The following is a 13,476-nucleotide window of genomic DNA, read 5'->3' on the forward strand; positions in this document are numbered from 1 at the left end:
ATTTCAACCTATTCACGTCTTAAATAGTGCCACTGCTTTACTTTAAAACTCCCTCATTGAGGTTGACCCGATAAGTCATTTTTACGTTTCATACTTATCGGGTTTTTTATTGCCTGTAATTCAGTAACTCTCACGATTTGTTCATGCATGTCATTAAGCAATGACATACAATATAAGAAGTGCATTACCCCAAAACTCATAGGGAAGCGTGATTCTTATGTCATTAATCAAAAAAATATTTATCGGTTATCTGGTCTGTTTTGCTATCGGTACTGCTCTTCTTTGCAGCTTCTATCTGCCTTCAACTGATATTGTCAAAATCACCGGTTCTGAAGTGAAACGCGTTGATAACGATGGCCCTATTTCCGCAGAAAACCCGGCTGATGGCCCAACGCGCGATGTGTATTACATTTACACTATCGATGAAAAGAAAAAGATTATGGTCTACCGTAATGAAGATACCGGCTGGAGCTTCCCATGGTATTTCAAATTTAACAGCGCTGATATCCAGGCTCAGGCTCAATCTGCTAATGATGCCAATCAAATTACCCGGGTAGTTCACTACGGCTGGCGCTTTAATATGGTTCATATGTTCAAAAACATTATCTCCATTAAACCTGTTGATGGATTTGACGCCTCTGGTTTCTCTTTTTATACCGTAATGAAAGTTCTGGGTTGGATTATCTGGTTCGTTCTGATCGCCATTCAGGCTGCGCTGCCAACGATTATTACCAACTGGCGCGATCGTAAAGATCTGAGACGTCCTGATGGTTCTATTGTTAAGTAATTTATATTCACTCTAAATTGAAAACGGCAGCCAAAAGGCTGCCGTTTTTTATGGTGACCAATCATCAGAAACGGTATTTAATACCAACGTTAACTGATGTATCACTGTAGCCATCACCACCTATCTGCTGAGCGACATTCGTCCACAGGTTAAGATGGTTGTTTATTTGCCCTTCAGCACCCAGCTTCAGCTCACCAATATTACGGCTACCAACCTGCTCCAGATGCACATCGTTCATATAAACACCGGTCACTTCACTGTTATACAGCCAGTTAATGGCAGCATAGATAGTAAACAGCTTATTCGTTCCTTTATCTTTATCGTGAACGCCATCCCGGGAAACTTTTAACCCTAAGCGAGTTTGGACATTATCTTTACCGTTGGAGCGAACATAGGTACCGCCAGTTTCACGATAGTCATTAACATCCAGCGCATTGAAGATGACTTGAGCCTGAGGAGTAACAAACACATTACCATTTAGTCCCTGATAAACCGGCAAGCGGTAACCACCTTCAAGTGATGCGCTGTATCCCTTAATGTCATAGTCTTCTTGTGACAACTTCTCACCATTGACTGAGGCATCCAGCCAGCTGTATTGCAACCAGCTATCAAGATACAGGCCGTTTAAGGTTTTAGCATCCTGATACCAGGTACCATATACCCCAGCGGTATATCCATCGACACGGCCTTTGGAATGATAACCCGTAAAGGTGGAGCGTGTTTTACTGCTGGCATTACCGTATCCCAGCATCAGTCCTAAGCCTAAACGATCCTGCGCACCAAACTGATGGGACAGAATTTCACCGCCACCTTGTATTACATAACTGTTGGTAGTGGTGCGTAATTGCCCGGAAGATTCTCGTTGACGATTGTGACTACCTGACTGACGTAGCCACATACTGCTGTTTTCCGCACGACCTTCACGATCTTCCAGACGCAAATTAAACATCGTTTTTGCTGCGGCCATATTAGCAATATAGCTGCCTGCTTCCGGGCGATAAATTGGTGTGCTCTCTTCCGGCGTGACCTCTTCTGGTTTAACGCCGCCACCATTATCCTCACCACCGGATTGATCTTCGGTAGTATTACGTAAATACCAATGACCATCCTCTGTCGTGGTACCATTTTTATACAGTAAATATTCATAGGCACCGGCTACCGCACGGTTAGCCAGTTTAAATTCAGCGTCTGAAGCGCCACTCACGCTCACAACCTGAATACCATTTTGAGTTGCTGCGCCTGCACCGTTCATGTTATTAACAATCAGATCGGTAGCCCCTGCACTATCACCATTAATCACCAATTTATCCGTTGCCGAGTTATCGTCGCCCAGTTGGGTATTAATTATTAATTGACTGCCGCTATTACCGGTATAATTACCATTCACATTCAGTTGGTTGCCCGTAGCTCCGCCAGCTAAACGAATAATACCGTTGTTGTTAATCCCACCAACGGTAAATTGGCTGGCAGCAGCAGATTCATAACCTGATAATGCATTCAGCGCAGTAATCATACCGGCGTTATCGATATCTCCGGCAACATTACCGCTACCACCCAGTATGGCACCGGATAACACGTTCACTTGCGCACTGGCAGAAAGCGCTCCGGTCGTCCCCGTATTGTCACCAATTACCAGTGTGCCATTTTCTACGGTTGTATTACCGGTGTAGGTTAAATCACGATTGACGACCATTATGGAAGCGCCCTGCTTATACAGGTCACCGCTACCATAGATATCATTTTCCAGTATCCAGTTATTATTCGCCGTCAGGTAAAGTTCACCCTGATTATCGATGCTGGCGCTTCCCAAATGGGATACTGCAGCGGCACGTAATGTGGAATCCTGAGCCACCGTAAACAGACCGCTAAAGCCGCTGTTATCCGCATTCAGGGTAATATCGGTACTGTCTTGCAAAGATACAACGCCCTGGCCTGCCAACGTCCGGGTAAAGGCATGGGTTGGGATCGTATTATCAGGTGTAATGGATAGCGTCAATTTATCGTCAGCGCCAGTCACCGTAATTTTCCCTGAGGCTCCCAGACCATTCGCCTGCTCTAAAGCTACAGATGAGCCGTTATTCAGAGTTACATCGCCGCTGTACTGTTCATTAGTGCCATTTACCACCATGGCACTCTTGTCCAGTATTAAGCTACCCGTTCCTGTTAATGTATCTTGTGCAATTAAACCACCATTATTATCACCAATTGCTCGTTGTGCTGAGGTAATGGTAAGTTGGCTGCCATCATCAAGATTTATCTGACTGTCAATCGCCGTACTCAGTTTACCCACCGACTGCTGATAGCTATTCATCAATACCTGAGTATCAGCATTTAACTGTAGATGAGATGTCTGCCCCAATACATTATTGTTTGCCAGTGACAGAGCCCCCTGACGAACAAACGTTTCGCCGGTGTAATCATTACCGCCGTTAGATAATGAGACGGTTTGACCCATGGCATCAATGGCCAGATCGCCGCTTCCAGTCAGTTTGGCACGCAAGTCAGTCGCTAAGCCGCTGGAACCTGTGGCAGGCGTCAGAATAAGCGCATTATTACCGCTACCCTGCAATTCCAACTGTTTTAATCCATAACCAATGTACAAACCATCATTATTTGTACCGCTGCTTAACTGAAAGTCGTAGGTTCCTTTGGCAACGACACTTCCATTTTGAGACACATCTAATTGTTGAGCATTGCTGATTGCATTACCGTTTTCATCAATCAGGTTAAGCTGGCCGCCGGTTCCGGTCACGCTGCCATTTGCCTTGACCAACATGATTAACGTCTGCTCATCATCTTGCTCTAACAAAGATTTATTGCCATTAATCACCGGTATATCGTTAGGTACAGCAGGCGGCATCGAGACTTGAATAGAACCGGTACCACTAATGTCCAGAACGCTATTAGTGGAAGTCTCAACCCAATTAGAAGAGAGCAGCTCACCTGGGGTGATCGTTGTGTCAAAAGATAGCTGACCACCATTAAAGGTTAATCCGCCAATGGATTGAGCCCCGACTCCAACGGTTGCCTGGCTGCCACTATTAAGCTGCAGTGTCGTATCCGTCAGGAACTGAATGTTTTGTGGAACGTTTAATGAATCAAGCGTAAAACGAGTATTGTTTAGCGCCACAGTACCGGTAAAAGCATTACCGGTATTGGCAGCGAAACTAAATTGATTGTTATTGGTATCAACATTAATCAGGCCATTACCTGAAATTTTGTTAATCAGTTCCCAGTCACTATTGCTAAGCAGCGTCAAGGTACCATTATTTGAGATATCAACATTACTCAAATTTTGCTGTTGTCGGGCCGTCAGCGTACCGTCATTTTCAATAGTAAATTTACCAGTAAAACCCGTGTTATCTGCGGTTAGTTCAGTATTTCCACTCAGTACATTAATCGCACCCAGCCCAACAACAGTAGCACTCAGTTGATAATCATCATTGGTGTGATTAAAGGTGATTTTACCGTTACCAACCAAACCATTCTGACCAAACTGGATAACACTGGCATTAACAGTACCGGCAGCCAATGCGCTTTCTCCGGCACGTCCACCAACAACTAATTCGCCAAGAGAGCCTGAATATCGGGAAATATAAATATTATTTTCACTGGTCAGGGTTCCCCCATCGGCTACAACAACCGCACTTTGGCTCTTGTTACCTTCACCAATATAGATGTTCTCTGCCTGTGCTAATGAACCACTTCCGGTAACAGAGAGCAGGCTTTCACCCTGAATATTTTCCACCCGACCAACGCTAATATAGGAATCCGCTTTTGCAGTTCCGCCATTAGTCACTGTTAGTATTCCTTGATTATAGGTACCAACCAGGATTCTGTTTTCGGCATAAAACTCACTACCGGCACCGTCAACCGTTACATAACCTTTGGTGGTATTCGCTCCCCGGCTACCAATATAAATTCCGACACCTCTGTCAGTACCATCATTGTCTCTGACGCTAAACTTTCCGCCATCAGTGATATTCAGATAGCCAGTGGCACCATTACTACCTATTGAAACCTCGCCACTCCCCAGAGAAAGCGACTGGTTTAACGGGGTAACAACCACTTCACTTCCCGGTCCGGTCCGGTGATATTAAGTATTCCAACCGCCCCAACCGAGTCAGTTGTTCCACCGTCACCACCAACCGCCATTGGATAAGCATAACTGGTATTAATAACGTGAACTTTACCGCCTTTCTCAACATTCATTACCGCATAAGAATTTGGGTGACGGGCAAGGTTGATTAGTCTGGCGGTAAGATTACCGTTCTCTGTAACGGTAAGGGTTCCATTAGTCCCTTCTTTTATATACTCCTGAAAACCAATCAGCACGCGGCCAGTGCTCGATACATTAGTTGGCCTGATGTCCATTTCGGTATCAATGGTCATTTCCTGGTCATGATGAAGAATGATATTGCTGCCATTTGCATTAACCAGTTGCGGAAAAGTAGCAGAAAGCGTGGAAAAGGCTCCGGCGATAACAGCCATCGCGATGCGTTTCTTTTTAAACGCATACTCAGGATGTTTACCGTTTGTTTTTGAATGGTTAAATGAGTTGCTCAAAACAATCCCTTTTATATTTGCGTCCATATCCTATCCAGGATAAGAGTAATTGATATTTATTTAATGCGTTGTTAATTAATAAGCACAGAATAAAACAGATAACTAATGATACCAAAGTATCATTGTAGATCCACACTTTTTAGAGCAAAAAATGTTCATATATTCGTTGGGAAAATTTAGAATATTCGTTTAAGCAGACACAATGGTATAAAAAACAAACAATATGTTATCATTTAATAAATAAAATCATTAAAAAACATAGAGTAATGATAATTCGTTCTTATCGGAAAATTTCTGATTATTTATAAGCCAATCGATTGACCAATGCTAAATGGTTAGTTTTTTTAAGCCCGATTGATTGTTTTTACTGAAGACCATCTTTAAATACACACAAAACATAATCGCGTTGTTTATTATTAAAAATAAAAAATTAACGAGTTGAATCATAGTTTTTTATCAGACCACTTAACATTAGATTCATTTTGAAGCTCAAATTTTCTGATTTTATCTGTCTGATGTTCTACACTACTGCCACCTATCAGCCAGTCAAATCACCGCATCTGGCTATATGATTTTGGCTTCGACATCGGTAGAATTCTGCCCCAGTCGCCACCAGTCGTGAATACCGATAAATCGGTTCGCTGCTGAATCACTAAATCAATGAGTTTTGTATAATGCCCCAAACTACAACACCCCATGCTCCAACAGTCGGTTTTATTTCTTTAGGCTGCCCTAAAAATCTGGTCGATTCAGAACGCATTCTTACTGAGTTGCGTACCGAAGGTTATCAAGTGGTGCCAAGTTACGAAGGTGCCGATCTGGTTATCGTTAATACCTGTGGCTTTATTGAAGGCGCTGTACAGGAATCGCTGGAGGCCATTGGGGAAGCATTAACTGAAAACGGCAAAGTTATTGTAACGGGCTGTTTGGGAGCGAAAGAAGATCAGATCCGTGAAGTCCATCCTAAGGTACTGGAAATTACTGGCCCCCACAGCTATGAACAGGTATTAGCCCATGTTCATACTTATGCGCCAAAGCCAGAATACAATCCATTCACCAGTCTGGTTCCTGCTCAAGGGGTTAAGCTAACGCCGAAGCATTATGCTTACCTGAAGATATCCGAAGGCTGTAATCATCGCTGTACTTTCTGCATTATTCCTTCCATGCGTGGCGACCTGGACAGCCGTCCGATTGGCTCCGTGTTGGATGAAGCTAAACGTCTGGTTGATGCCGGAGTAAAAGAGCTGCTGGTAATTTCACAAGATACTTCAGCTTACGGTGTAGACGTGAAACATCGTACCGGTTTCTGGAACGGTCAGCCGGTGAAAACTGATATGGTTAGTCTGTGTGAACAACTCTCCACTATGGGAATTTGGGTACGTTTACATTACGTCTACCCTTACCCTCATGTGGACGACGTTATTCCATTGATGGCCGCTGGCAAAATTCTGCCTTATCTGGATATTCCTTTGCAGCATGCCAGTCCAAAAATTTTGAAAGCGATGAAGCGTCCTGGTTCTGTAGAACGCACACTGGAACGCGTTAAGCGTTGGAGAGAAATCTGCCCGCAACTGACATTGCGTTCTACCTTTATTGTTGGCTTCCCGGGTGAAACGGAAGAAGACTTCACCATGCTGTTAGACTTCCTTAAAGAAGCTAAACTGGATCGCGTAGGCTGCTTTAAATACAGTCCGGTTGAAGGCGCGGCGGCTAATGAGCTTGCCGATCAGGTACCGGAAGAGATAAAAGAAGAGCGTTTCCACCGCTTTATGCAGTTGCAACAACAAATTTCTGCCCAACGCTTACAAGACAAAATTGGCCTGACGCTACCGGTGATTATCGATGAAATTGATGAAGAAGGTGCCATCGGTCGAAGTATGGCTGATGCCCCGGAAATTGACGGTGTAGTTTATCTGAATGAAGAGCGTCAGGTTAAAGTGGGCGACATTGTTCAGGTCACTATTGAGAATGCAGACGAATATGATCTGTGGGGTTCTGTAGCAAGATAACGCTGCGCCTATTTAACAGATAAATATAAAAGCCCCGGTTCATATCAGCCGGGGTTTTTATATAAACCGAATTAAAAATCGCTATCCCCCAGTTCTCTCAGTGCCAACTGTGCAACAGCCAATGGTGTTTCCGGATTCCCGCCCTCTTCGATAAACCAGGCTGCCGAAAGTGTCGACCACGAAATAATCCAGGCCAGCAGACGATTACGCTCGATATTCGCTGTTTCGGTCACTATCTCCAATCGTCGGAAAAATCGCTGCGCACTGGTAGCAATATCTGCCCGGGGATTACAAAAAATATTGGCGAAATCAAATCCTCGCTCCCCCAATAATCCTTTGGGATCAATTGCCAACCATCCTCGCTCCCCGGCATCCAAAATATTTCCGTGGTGAATATCTCCGTGGAGAATCGTTATATCCTGAGGTTGTGCAAATAATCGGGCAGCAACGGATTCAGCCTGACTAAAAACGCCACCCAGCTCTTCTGCAGCCAAAGAGAGTGATTTGAACCGCTCTGATAAAGAAACTAATTCAGCATACGGCGCTATGGGTTGTGAATGTAGCTGATTAACGACCTGACAAATAATACAAGTAGCCTGATCATCCTGATTTTCCATTGCCATTTTAACCAGTGATTGTTCTCCTGACAGATACTCAAGCAATATAGCATCACCACCTTGCCTTAACACTCTGGCAGCCCCCCGACCATCCCACAACATCATCAGTTGGGAACCTCTTCGCTCTTCAGCGGATAGGGCGATTTTAAGCATGGCTGGACGGTTGTCATAACAAACTCGTTGCAGCCAGCTGGAATGGGTGTGGAACGGTTCTCCATCCTCGGTAAGCTGCCAAAGGGTCAAATAATCACGTAGCCTGATTAACCCCTCCGACAACCCGGTAATTTGTCTGGTCAATGCTCAACACCCATCCTGTTTAATATGAAAAATCAGAGACCCTGAGTAACGATTTTTGCTGCCGATGCTAAAACTTCTCTGCGGGATTTAGCCTCTTTTTCGTTCTGGGTAAAATAAGTAACCAAAATTAATGGCGCTTTATCCGTTGGCCAAATAACCGCAATATCATTGGTTGTGCCATAAGAACCGCTACCTGTTTTATCACCCACTACCCACTCTGTTGGTAACCCTGCACGAATACTGGCGGCACCGGTGGTATTCCCTTTTAACCATTCAATCAATTGGGCTCGCTGTGGTGCAGCAAGCGCATCACCCAGCGTCAATTTTTGCAAGCTGACCGCCATGGCCAATGGTGTTGTGGTATCACGCTTATCACCGGGGATGGCCGTATTTAGCGTTGGCTCAGTACGATCTAAACGAAAGGCTTGATCACCAATGGAGCGCGCAAATGCCGTGGCTTTTTTGGGGCCACCCAGTTGCTCGAGCAGCTTATTCATAGCCGCATTATCGCTGTATTGTAACGTGGCTGCGCTTAACTCCAACAATGACATCTTTTTATTTAAACGCTGTTCTGCAATCGGGCTATGACTGACCAGATCTTTCTTTTTGATATCTACCTGCTGGCTCAAAAGATCGTTCTGTGTTTCGCTCTGTTTTAATACTCCGGCAACCACCATCATCTTGCTGGTGCTACACATTGGGAAACGTTCATCACCACGATAAACAACCTTTGAATTATCCGCGGTATTGATCAGTACAACACCCAGTCGTCCTCCAGTACTTTTTTCTAATTCAGCCAGATTGTGCTGAATGATTGAAGTTTGGTTTGCTGCCGCCGCCAACAGTGGTGCAGAAAAAGTGATAAAAGGTACAAAAGCAGCCACTGCCAGCAGACTTTTCCGCAACATATTTTTAGTCATATTAGTCTCGTCAAATAAGAATGTATTAAAAATATCGCTTTCTCAAAATACGCAATACAGTTATTCGTTATCACCTCATCAAAAAATAATGGCTCTCTCACCCACCAAAAGAAATACTATTACCATTGTCAAATTAGTGGCTATGATGGTAGATATTATTATTTTGAATTAGTTATAACTCTAGCAATATCAATCATTATAAAGTAATTCACAAGCAAGGTTATTTTCACCAAGGGTAAAGAAAAACTTATAGGTATCGATGAATGCGATCTTTTTTTCCTCTTAATGCACTGCGCGCTTTTGAAGCCTCAGCAAGACATCTGAACTTTACCCGTGCTGGCCTTGAACTAAACGTCACTCAGGCGGCGGTGAGCCAACAGGTTCGTTTACTCGAAGCACAGCTGGGTACCGTACTTTTTAAACGCTTACCTCGTGGCCTGGAGATGACTGAACAGGCTCAGGTTTTACTTCCGGTATTAACCGAAGCCTTTGACCATATCCAGACAGTGCTAAAACGATTTGAAGGGGGCGAATTTCATGAAGTTCTCACGGTCGCTACTGTGGGTACTTTCGCTGTGGGTTGGTTACTTCCCCGGCTGTGGAAATTTCATGAAAAGTACCCTTTCATCGAATTAAAATTACTGACCAATAATAACGTGGTAAATCTTGCTGCTGAAGGGCTGGATTTCGCCATTCGATTTGGTGAGGGTAGCTGGTCAACCAGTGACAATACGTTATTATTCGATGCACCACTGACCGTTTTATGTTCGCCTGAGATCGCTAAACGGCTGAAAAACCAGACGATCTGGCTAAAGAAACACTTCTTCGTTCTTATCGAGAGGAGGAATGGGATTGCTGGTTAATCAATGCAGGCCTCAGCCCATGGCGACCAAATGGCATGATTTTTGACTCTTCCCGTCTCATGGTTGAAGCCGCCATACAACATGTCGGGGTTGCTTTAGCCCCTTCCAACATGTTTGCACGAGAACTGGAAACCGGAGCCCTTGTTCGCCCCTTCAATACAGAAGTTAATATGGGGAGTTACTGGCTGACCCGGCTGAAGTCAAAGCATCTCACTCCTGCAATGCAGCTATTTCAAGAGTGGATATGTCAGGAGGCGTAAACCGACTCTTTTTTCATCTCTTTCATCGTTAATGAAGATTTTGCTTGCCTATTCATATTTAATGAATATATATTCGATTTATACGAATAAATAGTCATAACCTTTTTACTATCGGAGTCTGTACCATGAAGAAAGTTGTAGCCATTCTGTTATTAGCTGGTGCTGCGTTATCTGCTCAAGCCGCTGATCCTATCCGTTTTGCATCATCGGCAACTTACCCGCCGTTTGAGTTTATGGATAAAGACAGCAATATTGCAGGCTTCGATATCGATCTGGCCAAAGCACTTTGCAAAGAGATGAAAACAGAATGTACTTTTTCTAACCATGCATTTGATAGCCTGATTCCTGCCCTGAAATTTCGTCGTTATGATGTGGTGATTTCCGGTATGGACATTACCGCTGAACGTAGCAAGCAGGTTCTGTTCAGCCAGCCTTATTACGCGAACTCTGCGGTTCTGATTGTTCGTAAAGGCACGATTACTTCAGTTGATCAGATGAAAGGTAAAAAAGTGGGTATGGAGAATGGTTCTACCCATCAGAAATACATGAATGAAAAGCATCCTGAAATTAAAACCGTTCCTTATGATAGCTACCAAACTGCAGTTATCGACCTGAAGAATGGTCGTCTGGATGCAGTATTTGGTGATACTGCCGCAGTAAACGAGTGGCTAAAAACCAGCCCTGAGCTGGTTACTCTGGGTGAGCATATTGCCGATCCTGCTTATTTTGGCGCAGGTTTAGGTATTGCAGTACGTCAGGATAACACTGAACTGATGAATAAAATTAATACCGCACTGGAAGCGGTGAAGAAAGACGGCACCTATCAGCAAATCAGCCATAAGTGGTTTCCGCAATAATTCATTCCGTTAGCTATATAAAAATGGCCTCTTTATGAGGTCATTTTTACTTTGAGTTTTGCAGTGTTAATATACTTTTTCACTGGTTTTCGGTTAAAGGGTAATCTGTTATGTACCATCAACTCTATCTCTCCCCTGTTGGTCAATTGCGCATCGTGGCAGACGATATTGCTCTGCGCCAGCTTTGGTTACCCAATGAAGTAGAACGTCGCCAGCCAGAATCGACATGGATTGAAAATAGCCATCATCCAATGATTAGTTTGGTGGTGAAAACCCTCTCCGATTATTTTGCCGGTAAAAAAGTAGATTTCAGCTTAATCCCTTGTCAACCGGAAGGCTCAGCGTTTCAAAAAAGCGTCTGGCATCAGTTGAAGTTCATCGATTACGCAAAAGTTGTTAGCTATGGCGATATTGCTGCTGCGATCAATAAACCCAAAGGTGCTCAGGCTGTGGGTGGAGCCGTGGGGGCTAATCCTATTGCCATTATTCTTCCCTGCCATCGGGTGATGGGCAAAGATAATTCATTAACCGGCTATTCTGGTGGTTTACACGTAAAAAAAGCGCTATTAGAACTGGAAGGCATTCCCTATAAAGAGAATAAGCGCTGAGACTTTACTTCGCCTCAATACGTTGTAACAACGTCAGGACTTCATAATGTGCGGTGTGGGGGAACATATCAAACAGTTGAACTCTTATTATCCGATAGCCGTTCAGCTGACAAATATCCTTTGCCATAGTTTGTGCATTACAGCTGGAGTAAAGGATCCAGTCCGGGGACATTTGACTCAAATATTCGCATAGCTCTGTACCAATTCCCCTACGCGGTGGATTAACCAGTACCAAATCCGGAATATTCTGTTGATGCTTGCTGCGGGCAAACTGAGTTGAATCCAGCGCATCAAACTCAATATCAGTTAAGCCAATAGCGGCCGCCGAGCGTTTAGCACACTCTATCGCTTCTGCGCTGATTTCAATGCCGGTTAGTTTAATTCCGGAATTAGCCGCACAATGAAGACCAAAACCCCCTACACCACAAAACAGATCCCACATACTGTGAATATTCAGCGCGGAGACCCACGCCCTTGCTGTGGCATATAACGTTTCTGCCACCTCAGGATTCGTTTGAAAAAAACTTCGTGGTCGAATATACAGAGGAATATGATTTAGTTGCTCTTCTAACGCATCCTGCCGGGTGAGGATGACTTCCTGCTCCCCTTCCAGCACAGCCATATGAACCGGTTGGATATTGGCTGATATGACCTGTAACTGAGGTAACTGTGTCTGTAACCAGGGTAACGCCTGACGCAGTTGCTGAAGTTTTGATTCTGAACGTAATACAAAACGCAGCATCAAACCGCCGTTGAAACGGCTCTCGGTAAGCAAAATAAACTTTAGCTCACCCCTTTTTCGCTCTACGTTATAAGGTGTTAATCCTGCCCGGGCGATAAACTGTTTAAGATACGGAAACACATCGCGCATCGATTCCGAATAAAGTGGACATGCGCATAAATCGACCGCCTCCCCCTGTTTGACAGGCAGCCCCAGCACCGGACGTTCAACGCTGCCGCTTACCACCATTTTTGCTTTATTACGAAACTCTGCCTCAGCACCGAATATCGGCATACAACACTGTTCAACGGGCATCGACGCCAGCAGTGTCATTAATTCTTGCTGTTTCTCTTCCAATTGTTGTGGATAGGGTTTGTCTATCCATTGGCATGAATAGCAAAGCCCTGCGGCGTGAAGCTGGCACTGCATCAGAACGGACTCCGAGGCTATTGGATTAAGCAGATATAGGAAAATTAATGAATAGTGTGGGTAATTGAGTGAATCACCTGAATGTCTTCTTCAGTTTCACGCTCGTTATCGCTGACTGTCAGTAGCTCGTTAGCTCTGGCTTCCATAATAATCTGGGTGGTTTGCTCTTCTGCTTCCTGAAGTAACAAGCGGAATTGCTCTAATGTGATACCTGCAGCAACACTCAGAGACTGACAAATAACCAGCTTAGGTAAATTGTCATCCTGAACATCAATAAATACTTTAGTCGTTAATGATGAAGCATTAATTTGACTAAGATCCGCAACCAGAGGAATCAGTGCTACAGGGCGAATTTCCGCCACGGCAGAGAACAGAATAACATTTTCGAGCAGATCGACTTTCGCATCAAAAATACCATCCACGCTTTGCAGATACGGTAAATGTAACGCCTGACAAGAATCACATTCGAAAAAGGCGATGCCCAACTGTTCAAGCCAACTACGCATTAGGGCCAGATCAGGGACGATCAGCTTATCCATTAT

10 protein-coding genes and 1 pseudogene are annotated in these 13,476 nt (G+C 44.3%); 5 read left to right on the top strand and 6 right to left on the bottom strand.

Going from position 1 to position 13,476, the window contains the following annotated elements; all coding sequences use genetic code 11:
* Positions 1 to 217 precede the first annotated feature (217 nt).
* Entirely contained in the window at positions 218 to 787 is a 570-nt protein-coding gene (locus tag I2494_RS01930) for a DUF1523 family protein (RefSeq protein WP_218465663.1), read from the top strand.
* A gap of 64 nt (positions 788 to 851) precedes the next feature.
* Here I2494_RS01930 and I2494_RS01935 read toward each other — a convergent pair whose 3' ends face one another.
* Together I2494_RS01935 and I2494_RS01940 are read right to left on the bottom strand one after the other, a co-directional pair.
* The gene (locus tag I2494_RS01935; protein ID WP_218465662.1) at positions 852 to 4,856 is read right to left on the bottom strand and encodes an autotransporter outer membrane beta-barrel domain-containing protein; all 4,005 of its coding nucleotides are present in this window, start codon (positions 4,854 to 4,856) and stop codon (positions 852 to 854) included.
* Entirely contained in the window at positions 4,838 to 5,380 is a 543-nt protein-coding gene (locus I2494_RS01940; RefSeq protein WP_218465661.1) for a hypothetical protein, read from the bottom strand. The genes I2494_RS01935 and I2494_RS01940 overlap by 19 nt, the downstream gene beginning before the upstream one ends.
* Positions 5,381 to 6,027: 647 nt before the next feature.
* Here I2494_RS01940 and rimO point away from each other — a divergent pair.
* On the top strand, positions 6,028 to 7,362 hold the full coding sequence (rimO, locus tag I2494_RS01945) for a 30S ribosomal protein S12 methylthiotransferase RimO (protein ID WP_218465660.1): 1,335 nt from the start codon (positions 6,028 to 6,030) through the stop codon (positions 7,360 to 7,362).
* Positions 7,363 to 7,433: 71 nt separating this feature from the next.
* Here rimO and I2494_RS01950 read toward each other — a convergent pair whose 3' ends face one another.
* Entirely contained in the window at positions 7,434 to 8,276 is an 843-nt protein-coding gene (locus I2494_RS01950; RefSeq protein WP_228350807.1) for an aminoglycoside phosphotransferase family protein, read from the bottom strand.
* A 32-nt stretch (positions 8,277 to 8,308) separates the two neighbouring features.
* Positions 8,309 to 9,196, bottom strand: coding sequence for a class A beta-lactamase (gene bla, locus I2494_RS01955; protein ID WP_218465659.1), 888 nt, complete (start codon positions 9,194 to 9,196; stop codon positions 8,309 to 8,311).
* A gap of 263 nt (positions 9,197 to 9,459) precedes the next feature.
* On the opposite strand from bla, the pseudogene I2494_RS01960 reads away from it, so the two are divergent.
* From I2494_RS01960 to I2494_RS01970, 3 genes and pseudogenes are all read left to right on the top strand, one after another.
* Positions 9,460 to 10,319, top strand: a pseudogene (locus I2494_RS01960) (LysR family transcriptional regulator).
* Between the two features lie 125 nt (positions 10,320 to 10,444).
* Positions 10,445 to 11,176 carry an arginine ABC transporter substrate-binding protein gene (gene artJ, locus I2494_RS01965; protein WP_218465658.1) on the top strand — a complete coding sequence of 244 codons (732 nt, stop codon included), beginning with the start codon at positions 10,445 to 10,447 and terminating at the stop codon, positions 11,174 to 11,176.
* Positions 11,177 to 11,286: 110 nt separating this feature from the next.
* Positions 11,287 to 11,784 carry a methylated-DNA--[protein]-cysteine S-methyltransferase gene (locus tag I2494_RS01970; protein WP_218465657.1) on the top strand — a complete coding sequence of 166 codons (498 nt, stop codon included), beginning with the start codon at positions 11,287 to 11,289 and terminating at the stop codon, positions 11,782 to 11,784.
* 4 nt (positions 11,785 to 11,788) lie between these two features.
* Here I2494_RS01970 and rlmC read toward each other — a convergent pair whose 3' ends face one another.
* Together rlmC and I2494_RS01980 are read right to left on the bottom strand one after the other, a co-directional pair.
* Entirely contained in the window at positions 11,789 to 12,934 is a 1,146-nt protein-coding gene (gene rlmC / locus I2494_RS01975) for a 23S rRNA (uracil(747)-C(5))-methyltransferase RlmC (protein WP_218465656.1), read from the bottom strand.
* 44 nt (positions 12,935 to 12,978) lie between these two features.
* Positions 12,979 to 13,473 carry a type III secretion system chaperone family protein gene (locus I2494_RS01980; RefSeq protein ID WP_218465655.1) on the bottom strand — a complete coding sequence of 165 codons (495 nt, stop codon included), beginning with the start codon at positions 13,471 to 13,473 and terminating at the stop codon, positions 12,979 to 12,981.
* Positions 13,474 to 13,476 lie beyond the last annotated feature (3 nt).

The organism is Limnobaculum allomyrinae, from assembly GCF_016649425.1.
GTDB classification, from domain to species: Bacteria; Pseudomonadota; Gammaproteobacteria; order Enterobacterales; family Enterobacteriaceae; genus Limnobaculum; species Limnobaculum allomyrinae.